Source organism: Halomonas sp. BMC6 (genome assembly GCF_964204995.1).
Classification (GTDB): Bacteria; Pseudomonadota; Gammaproteobacteria; order Pseudomonadales; family Halomonadaceae; genus Vreelandella.
On sequence record NZ_CAXNSH010000001.1, the window covers coordinates 3,653,721 to 3,670,439 of the forward strand.

Genomic DNA, 16,719 nt, shown 5'->3' on the forward strand with positions numbered 1-16,719 from the left:
CACAGGGTGCATGAACCTGACGTTCGGCAAGCCAAGGTACCCCCTGAGCCATGCCGTTTAAGAGGCCGCGACGCACGCTCATTAGCGCTTCACTGACAGCGTTAATGACGCTCGGCCTGTTCTTGGTGACGACGTCAGCCCAGCCCAACGAATTACCCGATACGATCGTGTTGATTGCCCACCCGTCCGTGGGCACGCTAAAGGTGCACCGCGATACGGTGCGGGCCATGTTCGCCATGCGCCAGCGCACGTGGCCCAATGGGCAAGCCGCCCAAGTCTTCGTGCTGCCTAACCGAGATCCCGTTCATGGCCGGTTTACCAAGGAGCAGCTGGGGGTCTATCCCCATCAGCTACAGTTAGCGTGGGATCGAATGGTGTTTTCCGGCATGGGGCAAGCCCCCAACCGAGTACGCGACCAAGCCGAGATGCGTGAGCGGGTCGCTGGCACTCCGGGTGCGCTGGGTTACCTTGAAAGGGAGTACTTGGATGAGAGCGTCCTTGTCATTTCAATGGAGTGAATACCGAGCGCCGACGGCGTGGCTAGCCGCAGGGCTGTTGGCCCTGCTGCCCCTGAGCGTCCATGGCGATGGAGGCCGCTGGGATACGCTTCAGGTTCACGGTTTTCTCAGTCAGGCGTTGGTCATTACCGATGATAACGACGTTTTTGGTGCCAGTAGCGATCACGCGGGTAGTCTGGAGTTCACCGAGCTGGGGCTGAATGCCTCGTACCGCCCTCACCGTCAGGTGCTGGTGGCCGCCCAACTGCTCAGCCGCCGTGCCGGCGGCGATACCGAGGATGCCGTGCCAACGCTGGATTACGGGGTGATCGACTACCAAATGCGCTCGACCACCTCGCGCACGCTGGGTGTCCAGCTAGGTCGCTTCAAGAACCCTTTTGGCCTGTACAACCAAACCCGCGACGTGGCGTTTACCCGGCCCAGCATCTTGTTGCCGCAATCCATCTATTTTGACCGCACCCGCGCCCTTGGCTTAGCCGCCGACGGCGTTAGCTTTTATTGGGAAGAGCACACGGACGCGGGCACACTGCGTTTTCGTAGCGGGCTGGGCCGCCCGCAAACGGGCTCGGAGCTAACGCGACAGCTCTTCAACGGTGCGGCCAACGATGTCTCGGCAGCAGAGCCTTCCGCGATTGCCCAGCTGTTATACGAAGCCCCTTCCGGCCAGTGGGTCGCGGCGCTAAGCACCGCCACGGTGAACCTCGACACCTCGTTCGGCGGGCAAGCGGCCGACTTCGATTTCCAGCCCTGGATTGTGTCGCTTCAATACAACGAAGAGTTCTGGAGCCTGACGGCGGAATACGCGCTACGCCAGCAGTCGTTGGCTGGCGAAAACCTGCCGCGCACGTTCGATATCACCGGCGAGAGTTGGTACGTGCAGTATCAGTATCGCTTCACGCCTAGCTGGAGTGGGCTAGTTCGTTTTGATCGCCTGATCAACAATACCGACGACCGCTCGGGCCAGCGTTACGAACAGTCAAGCCTCGGCCCAGCCCACTCACAGTTCGCCGATGACGTCACGCTGGGCGTACAGTGGTCGCCCACGCCTACGCTCATGTTAGCGGGTGAGTACCACGCCGTGGATGGCACCGGTTGGCTGCCGAAACAAGACAACCCAGAGGCCAGCGCCACACACCAACACTGGAACATGCTGCTGTTTCAACTATCGCTGCGCTTCTAGCCCATTGAACGGATCGGGAACTGCCGTGATGAATCGGTTTTCACCATTGCCAGCACGTCATCGGTTTAGTCTCGCCTGGCGGGTCACCGCGCTTAGCAGCCTGCTGTTGCTGATATTGGTCGCGCTGTTCATTTGGTTAGGGCATCACCATCTTGCCCAGCAGTTCGAAAGTAGCCGCTTGGCCCACCATGAGCGCCAGCAGCGCGAAATACGGCTCGCTCTTCAGCGCTCAGCAAACAACCTGCGTCAACTAGCAGGATTGACCGCCTCGGCACCGCCCCTCGTGGATGCGCTGGCCGTGGGGGACACCACCGCCATCGACGACGCCCTACGCGCTCAGTGGCCCTCTTTGCAGTTGGAGGCGGGAATCGATGAGGTCTTCGTCTTCGATCCGCTAGGGCGCTTGCTCGGCCACTCCGGCGGCATTCAAAGCGCGGTGGATATCCCCGTCGAGGGGTGGGTGGAGGACGTGCTCGCCCGCGAGGCCCCCATCACCACGCTACGCTGTGGGCTGAACTGCCAGCAGTATGCGGCCGTGCCCATTTTGATGGAGGGCAGCAGCATTGGCATGGTGGTGCTATCCCGCTCGCTGGCCGACGTGACCCGCGAAGCCAGAGAGGTGTCCGGCAGCGAAGTCGCGTTGATGGTGACGGGCTATAGCGGCACGCCCGGCATAGACGCCAGCCGCCGGATAGCACAGTGGAACGGCCATTTGGTTGCCCTCACCAGCCGCGAGATCACGCTCCCCTTATTGGAGCGCGCTGCGCTCACGGCGCCCATCGTGGAGCTGGCCGAGCGGCCGCTGAATTTGCCGTACGCGGAGCGCTACCTGGAACTCAGCGCCGTGTACATGGAGGACGATGCCGACTGGCGCAGCACGGGCTATTTTCTACTGATTTCCGATGTCACGGCGCAAACCGTGGCCATTCAGAAAGCCACCAATACGCTGCTCTTACTCGGCGTGGTGGGCTGGCTGGCCGCCGAGCTGCTGCTGCTCGCCATTCTGCTCGGGCCCATGGCCCGGCTGCGCCGGGTCGCCGCGCTGCTACCAGCACTAGCGAGGGGCGACTTTACGGGAGTGCGAGGCAAGCTGCCCCAGCGCGCGCCTCGGCTCTCCAATGAGATCGATGTCCTGGAGAACGCGACCCGCACCCTGGCGAACCAGCTCGAGCACTTGGAGTCCAGCGTGACCGAGCACAGCAGCCAGCTTGCCGAGCGCATCGACGAGCTGGCCCATGAAAGAGACTTCGTGAATAGCCTGTTGGATACCGCTCAGGTCTTCATCGTGGTACACGACCGTGAGGGGCGCATTCAGCGAGTCAACGCGTACACGCGCACCCGGCTCGCGCTGAAAGATAGCGAACTGATGGGCCGGTATTTTGCGGACATTTTTGACCATGCCCCGCTCACCGGGCTGCCAAGCCGTTTCATTGCAAAAGACGCGCCACTCGATACCGCCCTGACCACGCCCCAGCAGGAAGAAAAAATCCTGCAAACCGCCGACAAGCGCTGCTGTACCGTGGTCTGGTACCACTCCGTGCTGCCAGTCAGCCCCCGAGACGATGCGCTGCGCATTTCGGTCGGGCTGGACATTACCGAACGCAAAGCCGCCGAAGAGCGACTGACCTGGCTCGCTGAGCGCGACCCGCTGACCGAGCTGTTCAACCGTCGCTATTTCCAGGATGCGCTGCAGAGCGCCCTGCTGAAGAACAGCGAAGGGGCCATCGTGCTGCTGGATTTGGATCAGTTCAAAGAGATCAATGAACTCAGCGGCCACCATGTCGGCGATCACTTGCTGCGTGAGGTCGCCGAGACGCTGTTCTTGAACCTCGGCCAGCGCAGCATCATCGCCCGTCTGGGAGGCGACGAATTCGCCCTGCTACTGGAGGGCGTCAGCAGTGAGCAGGCCATTAGCATGGCGGGGTACATCAGCCAGCTACTGAGCGGCATCGGTTTTCAATCGGCAGGCCGAAAGCACCATATTTCTGCCAGCATGGGCATTGCGCTTTTCCCTCTACATGGCCGCACCCCCGCCGACCTGCTGGCAAGCGCCGATATGGCGATGTACAAGGCCAAAGAGAGCACTCACCAGCGCTGGTATCTACTCTCTCAGGCCGAGAACGCCAAAGACGAACTACAAGATCGCGTTTACTGGGTCGAGCAGCTCCATCACGCGCTGGAGAACGACAGCTTCGAACTGATGGTGCAACCCATCGTGCACTTGTCCGACCAATCAATGAAGCACTATGAAGTGCTGCTGCGTCTTCGCGCGCCGGACGGCAGCCTGATCGCCCCTCAGCACTTCATTGCCATTGCCGAACAGAGCGGCTTGGTCGTGCCGCTTGACCGATGGGTCCTCCGACATAGCCTGGAAGCCCTGGGTACGCTGCAAGCGCGGGGCATTTCCTTGGCTGTGAATTTGTCGGGGCAGTCGCTGCACGACCTGGAGCTCAAACAGTACTTGACCGACGAGTTACAGCGCAGCGGCACCGACCCCCACCATTTGATTCTGGAAGTCACCGAAACCGCCGCGATCACCGACTTTTCGACCGCGCGCAACGTGCTGCAAACCGTACGCGATTTAGGCTGCCGTACGGCCCTGGACGACTTCGGCATTGGGTTCAGCAGCTTTCACTACTTGGGTCAGCTACCGGTGGACTACATCAAAATAGATGGCTCGTTCATTCGCAGCTTATTGATCAATCCCGATAGCCATACCATTGTGAAAGCCATCGCCGACATCGCCAAAGGGTTTGGCAAACAAACCATTGCAGAGTTTGTCGACCAGGCGGCACTGCTGCCTATTTTAAAAGAGTACGGCATTGCTTACGGACAAGGCTTTTATGTAGGCAAACCCCTGCCCCTGGCGCAGCTACTAAAAGGATGAACGCTGGTGATAACGACAATAACCCCCGCTATGACCACTCCAGAGATCCTCGAAGACACGACCTTTAGCCCTACGTTTTTCAACGACCACTTCAGGCTGCTGATTGCCCAAACCCTCGACGAGCAGCACCGGGCGTTTGCACTGCGCCACGCGGTCTTCATCGAAGAACTCAACTACGCCATTGGCAAGAAAAGCGCTCTGAACATCGAGCGCGACGAGCACGATCAACACTCGCTGCTCTGTTTGCTTCACCATAACGCCACGGGGATCGACGTGGGCTGCGTCAGGGTGGTATTGATCGACCCCGCCCCAGGACAACCCGCCCGAGGCCTACCGCTGGAAGATTACTATCATGCCCACCTCTTTATTCCCGACGCCCACCCGCATACGTTTCCACTTCATAAAACCTGCGAAGTATCGCGCTTAGCCGTTCACCCCACCGTTCGTAAAAAGCCGAAAGGCCGCGCTGGGCCAGCCGCTTCCACCTCTGATGCACGACGTCCCTCGCCTTTTCCAGCGCTTCAAACGCCTTACGAAAGCATCAAAGAGAGCCCGGCGCTCTTAAGCCTGAGCCTCTTTTTAGCGGCCACGGCCATGGTGGGGCTCAGCGGGCGCTACCATGTTTTTGCCATGTTAGAGCCGCGCTTTAGCCGTTTATTGAAAGCCTCGGGGCTGCATTTCCATCAGGTAGGTGGGGTCATCAATTACTGCGGCAGTCGCGCGCCCTACTACATCGACCAGCGGGTCGCGGAAGAGAGCCTGCCTAAGCGCATCGTTCCGCTTTACCACACCATCAAGACGCAGCTTGCCGCCCAACTACCGGCCACCACCTGCGTCTATGCTCATTAAGCCGCAGGCGCAGCGGTAGATGGTGTCGACACGCTTTGGGGGGTGATGCTGGCAAACTTGTCGACGAAATAGACCAGCGTTTCGGGATGTCGGAAGCGACGTTCGAAGGTTTCCTGGCGAACCTCGTCTTCGGTGTGATAGCGACGCGTGACGTTGGCGAGGTAGTCGCTGCCCACCTTCGCCACCTTGACGCTGTTTTCATGGCCCGGCTCCCGGTGTAACAGCGTGACGTTTGGCTGCTGCGCCAGCAGCGTCGCTAGCCGCTGGGCCGCGTCACGCTCTTCGTCAGTGGCCCATAGCGGCTGGTCGCGGTTGCCGTAGTGGTAGAGCAGCACCGCCAGCAGCACGGCGAAAATGCTGCTGGTGAGCATCCAGGTCAGCAGCACGCCGGACACCGGCATGGTCAGCATGATGACGAGCTGCAGCAAACTCCCCAACGACAAGACCGCTGCCAATGGTCGCCACATGCGCTGACTCATGACGGCGCGATTCAAGATGTATCCCCACAGCCCTGCCACGCCCAGCGCCCCGAAAAACAGGTGCGCCATGGCAAGCGGTGTTCCCCCACCGGAAAAGATCGCCACGACTCCCATCACGGGTAGCAGGCTATAAAGTCCGGCCAGTAGCACGTAGGCACGCTGTAGAGACATAGAGGACTCCTTATTTCATGGTAAAGCCGCGTTTCACCAAGAAGTCACGCATATGGGGGCGCAGCTTGCTATCGAACAGAGGGGTTAGGTTGTGCGACCAATCACTGTTTTTATTGCCGCTACTCCGAGACTGATAGTACGCCTGCATGGTGTCGTCAAAGGCGGCCACATGATCGCTATCATCAGTGTAGTAGTCCTCTTTCAGAATCGCTTCAACGGGCAGGCGCGGCTTCACTTCCGGCTGATGCGCTGGGTAGCCCAGACACATGCCGAACACCGGGTAGACATGGGCTGGCAGACGCAGCAGCTCACTGACGGCGTCCGGGTCATTGCGAATACCGCCGATGTAGCAAATACCCAGGCCTTCTGATTCGGCGGCGACCGCCACGTTTTGCGCCATGAGCGCCGTATCCACGGTGGCGACCAGTAGCTGTTCGGTCATGCCGCGCTCGACGTTGGCGCCGGTACGCTCAGAGGAGTCGGTGGGGCGCTTCATGTCGGCACAGAAGACCAAAAACGCCGCGCTGCTAGCCACGTAACCTTGGCCACCGGCCAGCTCGGCAATCGCTTCGCGATTGGCGGTATCTTTGACATGAATCACCGTGTACGCCTGCACATGGCTCGATGTCGCTGCCGCTTGGCCCGCTTGAATCAGTTCACGCAGTAGCCCCTGGGGAATCGCTTGATCGGTGAATTTACGAATCGACCGGTGGGCATTGAGTAGCTTGATCACATCGTTCATATCACGTACCTCTTGGGTGGTTGTCCATTGGGCGGGTTAGTGTTTACGGCGGTTGAACAGGCCCTGCTTACACTCCCGCTGCGCCTCGACGTCGCCACGAATCTGTGCATGGCTGATCAGCGCGAAAATGAAGGTGCCGCCAATGACGTTACCGGCCAGCGTCGGCAGTGCAAAACCCACCACCGCGTCATACCAGGAAATATGGCCATCGAACACCAAATACAGCGCTTCGCTGGTGCCGACGATGATGTGAGTGAACTCTCCAATCGCCATGACGTAGGTCACGATGATGATGATCCACACCTTGGCCTGGTCGGCGGCGGGAATCAGCCACACCAGGGTCGCAATCATCCAGCCAGCGAGAATCCCTTTAGAGAACATTTCCATGGGCGTATTCGCCATCATGTGCTCCCCAAGGGCGATGAACGCTTGGTGCGTTGCCTCGTCGAACATCGGCATGTGCAGGAAGGTAAAGGAAGAGAGCGCGGCCCCCATCAGGTTGCCTACCAGTACCACGCCCCATAACCTGCCCAGTGCTCCAAGGTTCGGCAACGTTGGGCGGCTCATGACGGGCAGCACGGCCGTGACCGTGTTTTCGGTAAAGAGCTGTTGGCGGGCCAAAATGACGGCAATGAAGCCCACGGTATAGCCTAGGCACTCGACTAAAAAACCAATGTCGGTTTGCGGCAGATGGGCATGCATGACGCCGCGCGCCACCATGGAGAAACTCATCGAGATACCCGCCGCAATGGCCGACCATAGCAGCGCCATGGAGTCTCGCGAGAGCTCCTTTTGCCCCTCTAAGCGTAAATGCTGATGCACCACGGCAGCTCTGGAGGGCAAGTTCGCCTCTCGCGCTTCCTGCTGATTACCCGACGCCTGGGAAGTTGGCTCATGCTGGCCGTGCTCCTCACGACGCTGATCCCCCCCTTCAAAATTGTCATCCGCTTGGTACTGTTGGTTCATGCTGGCTCTCTCCCTAGTGAGTTTTCAGCGTAACGCTATTGTCTAAGATTGGGTAGCCACTCAAGGGGGTTAACGTACGGTGGATAAAGAATTTTTACGCGATGTTGCACGCGAGAAAGACAACGCTCGCTATACTATTTCTAACCCTCAGGCCTCATCACGTTGCTAGGAAGCCGATATGTCTAACGCCTCTCACACACCGCCCGGCCAGGCATGGAACGCCGGTCGGTATGCGGAGCACGCCAGCTTTGTTCCCGATCTAGGTACGGAGGTCCTCCGCCTGCTTTCGCCCCAACCAGGGCAGCGCATTTTGGACGTGGGCTGCGGCGACGGTGCCCTCACCGAACGCATCATGCAGCTTGGCGCGGACGTCGTAGGAATCGATGCCTCAGCAGAGATGGTTGCCGCCGCCCAACAGCGCGGCGTAACGGCGCGCGTGATCGACGGGCATCAGCTGCCCTTCGACCACGAATTCGACGCGGTCTTCAGCAACGCGGCGCTGCACTGGATGCTCGACCCGCAAGCCGTACTGGCGGGCATAAAACGCGCCTTGAAGCCCGGTGGGCGTTTCGTGGCAGAGTTTGGTGGCCATGGCAACGTGGCGGCTATCTGCACCGCGCTGATTGCCTCGCTCCAGTTCCGCGGTATCAGCTCGAAGGGCCGTCACCCGTGGTACTTCCCCACTACCCAGGAGTACACCAACCTGCTGCAAACGGTCGGTTTTCGGGTCGATAGCGTCGAGCTCATTCCCCGCCCTACGCCGCTGCCGACGGGCATGGCGAGCTGGCTGGATACCTTTGCCAGTCCTTTCTTCCACGGCCTGGAAGAGGACCTGAAAGATGCCATTTTCGATAACACCCTCAACCTGCTGGCCCACAGCCTGAGCGACGGCCACGGTAACTGGACGGCAGACTACGTGCGCATCCGCGTCGTCGCCCACGTTTAAACGCGTTTCCTCTTATCGCTCCAAAAAAACAGGGCGGCTCGATAGCCGCCCTGAGAGGGATGTACGGATGAGAAAGATAGACAGATAGGGCCGCTGGCTAGAACTCATCCCAGTCGTCGCTGCTCGACACCGTCGACTGCGCAGCAGGCTTGGCCGCCGGGCGCTGCTCCACCAACGGGGCACTAGCCGCAGGCGGCTGGCTCCCTTCGGCTAGCCGGAACGTCGCCATGAGCGTCGCAAGCTGGCTGGCTTGCCCTTCCAGCGCGCTTGCCGCCGAGCTGGTTTGCTGCACCAGCGCAGCGTTTTGCTGGGTCACCGAGTCCATTTCCGTCAGTGCGGCGTTGATCTGTTCGATGCCGCTGTTTTGCTCTCGGGTAGCCGTGGAGATCTCCCCCATCAGCGTGGTGACCTGACGAATGGCGTCGACGGTCTGGCTCAGCGTCTCGCCGCTCCGTTCGGCCTGCGTGGCGCCGCTGTTGATTTGGGTGGTGGTTTGTTCGATCAGCCCCCGAATCTCTTTGGCCGACTCCGCACTGCGGGTCGCCAGCGAGCGCACTTCGCTCGCCACCACCGCAAAGCCACGCCCCTGCTCGCCTGCCCGCGCCGCCTCTACCGAGGCGTTGAGCGCCAGAATGTTGGTTTGGAAGGCAATCGAGTCGATCACACCGATGATATCGTTGACCCGATCGGCGCTGGCGGCGATCTCGCGCATGAGCTGGACAGTACGCTCGACCTCTTCGCCGCTCGCCTCGGCAGATTGGGAGGCCGCGACCGAGAGCTGGTCGGCCTCCTGGGCTATTTCGGCATTTTTGCTCACCGTGGTGGCCATTTGCTCCATGCTGGAGGCCGTTTGTTGCAGCGCCGAGGCCTGCTGCTCGGTACGTGAAGAGAGGTCTTGACTGCCCGACGAGATATCGCTGGCGCCGCTGTAGACGTGTTCACTGCTGCTACGCAGCGACATCACCAGCGTCTTCAGCTTCTCTTGCATGGTCGCTAAACCGATGAAGAGCTGACCAATTTCGTTACGGCCACGGTCTTCGATACGCCCGGTCAAATCACCGTTGGCAATGCGGTCAAAATGCCCCAGCGCCTGCTGGAGCGGGGTCACCACGCCACGCATCATCGCCATACGAATGACGACCGCCGCCAGCAGGGAAAACAGCAGCAGACCAACCGCTACCGCACCGCCAATCGTCGCCAAGCGCTCCACCTGGCCCATGACTTGCTGGCCGCGTGCCTCGGTGTAGGCCACGAACTCGCCCATCGCGGTATCCAGGTTAGCCCCCAGCTCGCCCAACGCTTCCTGTTGGCGCTGAATTTGAAACGGCGCGGCATCCAATAACGGCACGATGCCGTCAGTCACAAAGGCGTGATAGGCCGCGATCACGTTGTCACGCCGCTGGGCCAGCTCGCTTTCCGGTGTTACGGGAATCGCCGAGAACTCGTCAAAGCGGCTTTGCGCTGCCGTTACGGCGTCTGCCGCCATGGCCAGGCTCTCCTGCCCTTTATCCGGATTGCCCTGGGTACTGAAACTGGCCGAGCGGTCGAGGAAGGTTTGCGCCCTAAGCGCATTCACTTGGGTGCGGTTCGCCAAGTTGGCGAGTCGCACGTTGATGTTATTGATCTCGCTGAGTGCTCGATCGCTGGTGGTATTGGTGTAAAACCCCAACGCGCTGATCAAGCCGATCATCACTACGAGCAGTGCCAAGGCAGCCGTCAGGCTCCACTTGATGGAGAGTTGTTTCATCGCTGCGTTCCCTTCTGCTTTATTAGTTGTTACCCCACCTGTCAGGAGGGTAAAGCAAGACGAGCAGAAATATGACGCCACTACGACCTTTGTATACCAATAAATTTTACATAACGACAAAACAAAAAAGCCCACCGCCTTGAGGGGGTGGGCTTGCCGATGCTCGATGGCTTAGGCAGCGGTCTCTTTTAGAGTCGCCATGTCGATCACGAAACGATAGCGCACGTCACCTTTCTCCATGCGCTCGAAGCCTTCGTTGATCTTGTTGATATCGAGCATTTCGATATCGCAGGTGATGTTCTGCTCGGCGCACAGCTTGAGTAGCTCCTCGGTTTCCGCAATGCCGCCGATCAAAGAGCCTGCCACGACGCGACGCTTGAACACGAGGTTGAACGCTTCGATGGCTGGTTCGATGGGCTCTAGCAGGCCGACCAGAATGTGCGTACCGTCATACTTCAGCGACGCCAAGTAGGGGTTCAAGTCGTGCTGAACCGGCACGGTATCGAGCATGAAGTCGAAGGTTTCGGCCACGGCATCCATTTGTGCTTGGTCGCTGGAGACCACCACGTGGTCGGCACCGTTGCGCTTGGCTTCTTCGACTTTGGCATCGGAGCGCGTGAATACGGTCACTTCGGCACCCAGCGCCTTGGCCAGTTTGACGCCCATGTGGCCCAGACCGCCCATGCCGATCACGCCGACCTTGTGGCCTTTGCCCACGCCGTGATGCTTCAGCGGCGAGTAGGTGGTGATACCGGCACACAGGATGGGCGCAGCGGAGGCCAGATCGATACCGTCAGGCATCTGCAGAACGAAGTGCTCGCTGACCACGATGGAGTCGGAGTAGCCGCCCTGAGTCAGGGTACCGTCCTGGCGGTCCGGGCTGCCGTAGGTCATGGTGAACCCTTCCAGGCAGTACTGCTCTACGCCATCTTGACAGGCAGAGCAGGTGCGGCAGGAATCGACCATGCAACCCACGCCGACCAGGTCACCGGCTTTGAAACGGGTCACGTCGCTGCCCACGGCCGTGACACGGCCCACGATTTCGTGGCCCGGCACGACCGGGTACTGGCTCATGCCCCAGTCGTTACGGGCAAAGTGCAGGTCGCTGTGGCATACGCCGCAGTAAAGGATTTCAATGGCAACATCGTCGGGACGCGGCTCACGACGATCAAAGGTAAACGGCGCGAGGGGCTTGTCAGCGGAAAACGCGGCGTAAGATTTTGCTTGGCTCATGAAAACTCCTTTTTAAATACATCCCGCAGGTGCGGAAAGGTGCTTCCATTATTGGCCGCCTAAGGGGAGATAGCGATGAACGAAGCTACGTTTTTTTTGCTTATTTCTCTAATAAGGTGCAATAAAATAACAAAATAAGTCAGAAAAACGTCATAATTCTCGCAACCCAACGATTGCAAAGCGTAAGGAGAGTCCATGGCCAGCACCGCCCGTGTCGGCAATGCCCTTGCCGACCTCATCACTCCGCTCGTAAAGAGCGATGGACCCAGCCCCTCCCGCCTGAACCGCGTCAGCCTGCTCTGCCTAGGCCGACACCAGGTACGCACGCCGCTAATGTATGAACCGAGTCTCATCATCATCGCCCAGGGGCGTAAAGTAGGCTATCTAGGCGACCGAGAGATTCACTACAACCCTGGGCACTACCTGGTTCAAACGCTTCCTCTGCCATTCGAGTGCGAGACCCACGGCTCTCCGGAGGCGCCGCTGCTGGGCATTTCGGTCAAACTCGACCCGGCACTGCTCAGTGAAATGGTCACCGCCATGGGCGACCGTTACCAGCCGGACATCACGCCCCTGCCGATGGCCTCGGTGGCAATGAACGAGGGGATGCAGGCGGCCGTCTTACGCTTGGCGCGCACCCTGCACGATGCGGTGGAGTGCAGCACCATGGGCGATGCCCGCATACGCGACGTGGTATTCGAGGCGCTCAAGGGCGAACAAGGGCCTGCCTTGCGCGCGCTGGTACAGGGGCACGGCAACTACTCACGTATCGTGCAAGTGCTCTCGCAGCTCCACAGCCACTTTGCTGACGATTTTTCAGTAGAGCAGCTCGCGCAGCAAGCGAACATGAGCGTGTCGACGTTTCACCAGCACTTCAAGCAAATTACCCGCGCCTCGCCTGCCCAGTACCTCAAACGGCTGCGCTTGATCAAAGCGCAGCAGCTCCTCTTGCAGGATAGCCACAACGTGAATCAAGCGGCACTGGCGGTGGGTTACCGCAGCGTGCCGCAGTTCAGCCGCGACTATAAACGCTATTTTGGTGAGTCGCCCCTCCAGCATCGCCGCCAGGAGCAGGCGCTGCGCGCGTGAGGCGCACGGGCGTTCGACGCTTATTTAGCGAAGATTTGGCGCTTGTCTTTGAAGGCCTTGAACTCCAGCGCGTTACCGCAGGGGTCGAGCAGGAACATGGTGGCCTGCTCGCCCACTTCGCCTTTGAAGCGAATGTAAGGCTCGATGACGAAGTCAGTGCCACGCGCTTTCAACCGCTCGGCCAGCGCTTCCCACTCGTCCCACTCCAAAATCACCCCAAAGTGCGGCACCGGCACGTTATGACCATCTACCGGGTTGGTATGGGCGCTCTCCTGACCCGGCGTTTTGGGGTGCTCATGAATGACGAGCTGATGGCCGAAGAAGTTGAAGTCGACCCAGTGATCGCTGGAGCGACCCTCTTCCAGACCAAACACGTCATTGTAAAAAGTACGCGCCAAGGCAACGTCGTACACCGGAATCGCTAAGTGGAAAGGGGAAAGGCTCATGGGTGTCTCCTGATAGGGTGCTTTTGTTGGTAGATGGCTAGCGCGCTGCGCTAGGCCCGTGTCACTATCCTAAAAGGCGACATGTAAAAATAAAATCAATTGTTTTTTGATCTATTCACAACTTTTATTGATGAATACATAGACCATGATCCGCGAACTCAGGACGCTCATCGCCGTTGCCCAGCACGGCACCTTTGCGGCAGCGGGCCAACGTATCGGCTTGACCCAAGCCGCCGTCAGCGCGCAGATGAAGCGCTTGGAGGCCGAGCTTGGCGTGGCGCTGTTCGAACGCAGCGGGCGGGCAGCGGTTCTCACCCAGCGCGGACACGAAACGCTACAACAAGCCCAGGCACTGCTGGCCCTGTACGGCACCTTAGGCGCCTCCTCCGCTGGGCAAGAGGCCGCTACCCGCGTTACCTTGGGGGCGATAGCCTCCATTCAGCGCTCGCTGCTACCAAGCGTATTGGCGCGCTTTCATCGCCAATTTCCCGAATGCCGCTCCCGCGTGGTGCCGGGACTGTCACTGGCGCTGATGAATCAGGTGGATGCGGGAGAACTGGATATGGCGGTGATCATTCGTCCACCTTTTTCGCTACACAGCGACCTACGCTGGCAGCCTCTTGCCCATGAGCCGTTTCGGTTACTGGTGCCCCGCCAAATGGCCGGTAACGATTGGCGTGAGTTACTCTCCAGCCAGCCGTTCGTGCGCTATGACCGCGCCTCGTTTGGCGGGCGCCAGGTCGACCGCTTTCTGAGAGACAATCACTGCCAAGTACATGATGTGTGTGAAGTCGACGAGCTCGACGCCATCGTACAGCTAGTGGCCAACGGCGTGGGCGTCGCGCTGGCACCGCAACCAAGCGCTCTCCAGCGCTGGCCCACTGGCGTGCGGGCCATCGACTTGAACGAGCACACCTTCCATCGCGATATCGGTATCGTTCACCGCGCCAGCGGTCAGCTCAGCGAACCGGCCCAGGCCCTGGCCGCCCTGCTGACGCAAGTAGCCACCAAGTAACCGCTGCTGCACACTAAAACGCCAGCCCGAAGGCTGGCGCAAATGAGCCCATCCTGCACGTGGCCTAGGCCTCGGTGGTGTTCTCGTCTTCCGTAGCGCTGTCTTCTGTAGCGCTCGGCTCTTCTTGCGATGCCTCGTCAGCGGCTTGGTTGGATTCGTCTGCGGCGTCGGCCTCGTTGGACAGATTCATGGGCTCGTCTAGCGCGAGCGTCCGTGCCGTGTAAGCGCGCACCTCGCTCAACAGCTCAGGGTTCTCTGCCAGCTTTTGGCCGTAGGAAGGAATGATCTCGGTCAGCGTGGCCTGCCACTCGTCGCTTGCCACGTGAGTCGGGAATACGCGATCCAGCAGGCCAAGCATGATCGACGGCGCAGTCGAAGCACCCGGCGAAGCGCCTAGCAGCGCAGACATGGTGCCGTCTTGCGACGTCACGACTTCCGTACCGAATTGCAGCACGCCGCCACGCTCGGGATCGTTCTTGATGATCTGTACGCGCTGACCCGCCGTCCACAGTTCCCAGTCGTCGCGGTTAGCGTTGGGGTAGTAGGCTTGCAGCGCTTCGAAGCGGTCATCGTCAGACATCAGTACCTGGCCCACGAGGTAGCTCACCAGATTGAAGTTATCCAGACCGACTTCCACCATGGGCCAGGTGTTGTCCAGCGTCATGGAGCCAAACAAGTCCGTCCAAGAGCCCTCTTTCAAGAACTTGCTGGAGAACGTGGCGAAGGGGCCGAAGAACAGCGCTGGTTCACCATCCAAGTAGCGCAGGTCCAGGTGCGGAACGGACATGGGCGGCGACCCTTCCCCCGCTTTACCGTACGCTTTCACGTCGTGCTGCGACACCACGTCCGGGTTGGTGGTGTAGAGGAACTGGCCGCCAACGGGGAAGCCCGCGTAAGCCTCGGCCTCGGGAATCCCCGATGCCTGCAGCAGCGGAAGCGCAGCCCCGCCTGCGCCGATGAACACATAGCGCGCATCGACGGTGCTCTCTTCACCGCTTTCCAAGTTGGCAATGGTGACGTGCCAAGTGTCATCGTCGTTGCGGGTCAGGTCGCGCACTTCGCTGTTCAACCCCAGCGTGAAATGCTCGCTGCGCGTCAGCGCTTCGACCATCTCACGGGCCTGAGCCCCGTAGTTAACTTCGGTTCCCATCTGCATGCGCGTGGCAGCCACCGGGCGGTCGTCGTTTTCACGACCGTCCATGACCAGCGGCATCCACTCGGCCAGCTCAGCGCGATCTTCCGAGTACTCCATGCCCGCGTACAGCGGATTCTGCGTCATGGCGTCGTAACGCTCGCGCAGGAAATTGACGTCCTCATCGCCCCACACCACGGCAATGTGCGGCACGCTATTGATAAATGAGGAGGGCTCACCAAGAATGCCGTTCTCGACCTGATGCGCCCAGAACTGACGAGAGATCTCGAACTGCTCGGTGACGTTGATCGCGCGCTGGATCTCGACACGGCCACTGGCATCCGGCGTGTAGTTCATTTCCATGAACGCAGAGTGGCCGCTACCGGCGTTGTTCCAAGCATTGGAACTCTCTTGAGCGACTTGATCCAGGCGCTCATAGAGATGAATGTCCCACTCAGGCTCTAACTCTTGCAAGTAAGTGCCCAGGGTCGCGCTCATGATACCGCCGCCAATCAGCACTACGTCGACCGGTTCATCGGCGGCAACGGGCATGGCGGCAAGGGCTAACAGTGGTGAACAAAGTAACAGACTTAAACGTTTTTGCATGTCATGTCCCTGACGATACAGAAATGACGTGCCGGAACAGCGGGTGCCCAGCGTCGAGGGGATAAAAATTGCGACGAAAGTCTAACAAATAACCCTGTTCACGGGAACATAAAAGAAATCTTAAATGAGAATGAAAGGAATTAACGCATGAAGCCAGAAGACCTGGAAACCTTGGTGACGCGAACGATGCCGTTTGGCAAATACGAAGGCTGGCTCATCGCCGATCTACCGGGCCCTTATTTGAACTGGTTTGCCCGGGAGGGGTTTCCCAACGGCGAGATTGGACAGCTCTTGCAACTGATGCATGAGATCGACCATAACGGCCTGAGCGACCTGCTCACACCGCTACGCAACCGTTAACGAGCGCGCAGCGCCTGCGCTCGCTCTTCCATGTAACGGTGGCGATGCTGGTCGGGGTCGTCCGGAAACCGGCCTAGCGCGACGGCTTTCTCGAAAAAGCCGGTGGCCGGTATGTCGTCACCCCGACGGCTGATGACCAGCGCGGCGATCATGGGCCGCCCAGCGGCGACGTCCTCGTCCATCAACTGCTCGAGCGCTTGGGCCACCCGTGCAATGGTGCGCGGGGGCGTCAGCCCTAGCGCGTTGGCAACGTGCTGATAGGTCATCGGCAACGCGTTGGCGGGAGCTTGCATCAGAAGGGCACGGACTTGGCGGGCAAGAGCGTCGACATCGGCTGAGCGCATAAGGGAGTT

General features: G+C 59.7%; 16 protein-coding genes. 8 read left to right on the forward strand and 8 right to left on the reverse strand.

The window, feature by feature from the left end; genetic code table 11:
* Nucleotides 1–50 precede the first annotated feature (50 nt).
* From AB6K10_RS17635 to AB6K10_RS17650, 4 genes are read left to right on the forward strand one after another with little or no spacing between them, the layout of a single operon-like run.
* Nucleotides 51–518 (forward strand): hypothetical protein, encoded by a 468-nt coding sequence (locus tag AB6K10_RS17635; RefSeq protein WP_339119463.1) that lies wholly within the window; start codon nucleotides 51–53, stop codon nucleotides 516–518.
* Nucleotides 487–1,698, forward strand: coding sequence for a porin (locus AB6K10_RS17640; protein WP_339119464.1), 1,212 nt, complete (start codon nucleotides 487–489; stop codon nucleotides 1,696–1,698). The genes AB6K10_RS17635 and AB6K10_RS17640 overlap by 32 nt, the downstream gene beginning before the upstream one ends.
* Before the next feature lie 28 nt (nucleotides 1,699–1,726).
* Entirely contained in the window at nucleotides 1,727–4,585 is a 2,859-nt protein-coding gene (locus AB6K10_RS17645) for an EAL domain-containing protein (protein WP_339119465.1), read from the forward strand.
* A 6-nt stretch (nucleotides 4,586–4,591) separates the two neighbouring features.
* Complete coding sequence (locus AB6K10_RS17650; protein WP_339119466.1) at nucleotides 4,592–5,434, forward strand: PEP-CTERM/exosortase system-associated acyltransferase; 843 nt, start codon at nucleotides 4,592–4,594, stop codon at nucleotides 5,432–5,434.
* Here the strand turns inward: AB6K10_RS17650 and AB6K10_RS17655 are convergent.
* Genes AB6K10_RS17655 through AB6K10_RS17665 form a run of 3 tightly spaced genes read right to left on the reverse strand, consistent with a single transcriptional unit; the run spans nucleotide 5,431 to nucleotide 7,792 of the window.
* Nucleotides 5,431–6,084, reverse strand: a complete 654-nt coding sequence (locus tag AB6K10_RS17655; protein ID WP_253018001.1) for a hypothetical protein — start codon at nucleotides 6,082–6,084, stop codon at nucleotides 5,431–5,433. The genes AB6K10_RS17650 and AB6K10_RS17655 overlap by 4 nt on opposite strands.
* A 10-nt stretch (nucleotides 6,085–6,094) precedes the next feature.
* Complete coding sequence (nfsA, locus tag AB6K10_RS17660) at nucleotides 6,095–6,826, reverse strand: oxygen-insensitive NADPH nitroreductase (RefSeq protein WP_339119467.1); 732 nt, start codon at nucleotides 6,824–6,826, stop codon at nucleotides 6,095–6,097.
* A 36-nt stretch (nucleotides 6,827–6,862) separates the two neighbouring features.
* Entirely contained in the window at nucleotides 6,863–7,792 is a 930-nt protein-coding gene (locus tag AB6K10_RS17665) for a formate/nitrite transporter family protein (RefSeq protein ID WP_339119468.1), read from the reverse strand.
* Between the two features lie 178 nt (nucleotides 7,793–7,970).
* On the opposite strand from AB6K10_RS17665, the gene AB6K10_RS17670 reads away from it, so the two are divergent.
* Entirely contained in the window at nucleotides 7,971–8,738 is a 768-nt protein-coding gene (locus tag AB6K10_RS17670; protein WP_285263088.1) for a class I SAM-dependent methyltransferase, read from the forward strand.
* 97 nt (nucleotides 8,739–8,835) lie between these two features.
* Here AB6K10_RS17670 and AB6K10_RS17675 read toward each other — a convergent pair whose 3' ends face one another.
* Complete coding sequence (locus AB6K10_RS17675; protein WP_285263087.1) at nucleotides 8,836–10,485, reverse strand: methyl-accepting chemotaxis protein; 1,650 nt, start codon at nucleotides 10,483–10,485, stop codon at nucleotides 8,836–8,838.
* 171 nt (nucleotides 10,486–10,656) lie between these two features.
* Nucleotides 10,657–11,718 carry an NAD(P)-dependent alcohol dehydrogenase gene (locus AB6K10_RS17680; RefSeq protein ID WP_285263086.1) on the reverse strand — a complete coding sequence of 354 codons (1,062 nt, stop codon included), beginning with the start codon at nucleotides 11,716–11,718 and terminating at the stop codon, nucleotides 10,657–10,659.
* A 195-nt stretch (nucleotides 11,719–11,913) separates the two neighbouring features.
* Between AB6K10_RS17680 and AB6K10_RS17685 the strand changes: the two genes are divergently transcribed.
* Entirely contained in the window at nucleotides 11,914–12,807 is an 894-nt protein-coding gene (locus AB6K10_RS17685; RefSeq protein ID WP_339119469.1) for an AraC family transcriptional regulator, read from the forward strand.
* A 20-nt stretch (nucleotides 12,808–12,827) separates the two neighbouring features.
* On the opposite strand, the gene AB6K10_RS17690 is transcribed toward AB6K10_RS17685, so the two are convergent.
* On the reverse strand, nucleotides 12,828–13,253 hold the full coding sequence (locus AB6K10_RS17690; RefSeq protein ID WP_159342835.1) for a VOC family protein: 426 nt from the start codon (nucleotides 13,251–13,253) through the stop codon (nucleotides 12,828–12,830).
* Between the two features lie 145 nt (nucleotides 13,254–13,398).
* Between AB6K10_RS17690 and AB6K10_RS17695 the strand changes: the two genes are divergently transcribed.
* Complete coding sequence (locus AB6K10_RS17695; protein WP_253017985.1) at nucleotides 13,399–14,268, forward strand: LysR substrate-binding domain-containing protein; 870 nt, start codon at nucleotides 13,399–13,401, stop codon at nucleotides 14,266–14,268.
* Between the two features lie 64 nt (nucleotides 14,269–14,332).
* On the opposite strand, the gene mqo is transcribed toward AB6K10_RS17695, so the two are convergent.
* Entirely contained in the window at nucleotides 14,333–16,006 is a 1,674-nt protein-coding gene (gene mqo / locus AB6K10_RS17700) for a malate dehydrogenase (quinone) (RefSeq protein WP_305946812.1), read from the reverse strand.
* A 147-nt stretch (nucleotides 16,007–16,153) separates the two neighbouring features.
* Between mqo and AB6K10_RS17705 the strand changes: the two genes are divergently transcribed.
* Nucleotides 16,154–16,366: a DUF3820 family protein gene (locus AB6K10_RS17705; protein WP_159342838.1), complete on the forward strand. Its 213-nt coding sequence runs from the start codon at nucleotides 16,154–16,156 to the stop codon at nucleotides 16,364–16,366.
* On the opposite strand, the gene AB6K10_RS17710 is transcribed toward AB6K10_RS17705, so the two are convergent.
* The gene (locus tag AB6K10_RS17710; RefSeq protein ID WP_339119470.1) at nucleotides 16,363–16,710 is read right to left on the reverse strand and encodes a hypothetical protein; all 348 of its coding nucleotides are present in this window, start codon (nucleotides 16,708–16,710) and stop codon (nucleotides 16,363–16,365) included. The two genes, AB6K10_RS17705 and AB6K10_RS17710, sit on opposite strands and share 4 nt — an antisense overlap.
* Nucleotides 16,711–16,719: the final 9 nt, after the last annotated feature.

Coding starts and splice junctions, on each gene's coding strand:
- mqo (WP_305946812.1), bottom strand. CDS start 16,006: ATGCAAAAACGTTTAAGTCTGTTACTTTGTTCACCACTGTTAGCCCTT.
- AB6K10_RS17665 (WP_339119468.1), bottom strand. CDS start 7,792: ATGAACCAACAGTACCAAGCGGATGACAATTTTGAAGGGGGGGATCAG.
- AB6K10_RS17640 (WP_339119464.1), top strand. CDS start 487: ATGAGAGCGTCCTTGTCATTTCAATGGAGTGAATACCGAGCGCCGACG.
- AB6K10_RS17635 (WP_339119463.1), top strand. CDS start 51: ATGCCGTTTAAGAGGCCGCGACGCACGCTCATTAGCGCTTCACTGACA.
- nfsA (WP_339119467.1), bottom strand. CDS start 6,826: ATGAACGATGTGATCAAGCTACTCAATGCCCACCGGTCGATTCGTAAA.
- AB6K10_RS17685 (WP_339119469.1), top strand. CDS start 11,914: ATGGCCAGCACCGCCCGTGTCGGCAATGCCCTTGCCGACCTCATCACT.
- AB6K10_RS17680 (WP_285263086.1), bottom strand. CDS start 11,718: ATGAGCCAAGCAAAATCTTACGCCGCGTTTTCCGCTGACAAGCCCCTC.
- AB6K10_RS17695 (WP_253017985.1), top strand. CDS start 13,399: ATGATCCGCGAACTCAGGACGCTCATCGCCGTTGCCCAGCACGGCACC.
- AB6K10_RS17670 (WP_285263088.1), top strand. CDS start 7,971: ATGTCTAACGCCTCTCACACACCGCCCGGCCAGGCATGGAACGCCGGT.
- AB6K10_RS17690 (WP_159342835.1), bottom strand. CDS start 13,253: ATGAGCCTTTCCCCTTTCCACTTAGCGATTCCGGTGTACGACGTTGCC.
- AB6K10_RS17705 (WP_159342838.1), top strand. CDS start 16,154: ATGAAGCCAGAAGACCTGGAAACCTTGGTGACGCGAACGATGCCGTTT.
- AB6K10_RS17655 (WP_253018001.1), bottom strand. CDS start 6,084: ATGTCTCTACAGCGTGCCTACGTGCTACTGGCCGGACTTTATAGCCTG.
- AB6K10_RS17645 (WP_339119465.1), top strand. CDS start 1,727: ATGAATCGGTTTTCACCATTGCCAGCACGTCATCGGTTTAGTCTCGCC.
- AB6K10_RS17710 (WP_339119470.1), bottom strand. CDS start 16,710: ATGCGCTCAGCCGATGTCGACGCTCTTGCCCGCCAAGTCCGTGCCCTT.
- AB6K10_RS17675 (WP_285263087.1), bottom strand. CDS start 10,485: ATGAAACAACTCTCCATCAAGTGGAGCCTGACGGCTGCCTTGGCACTG.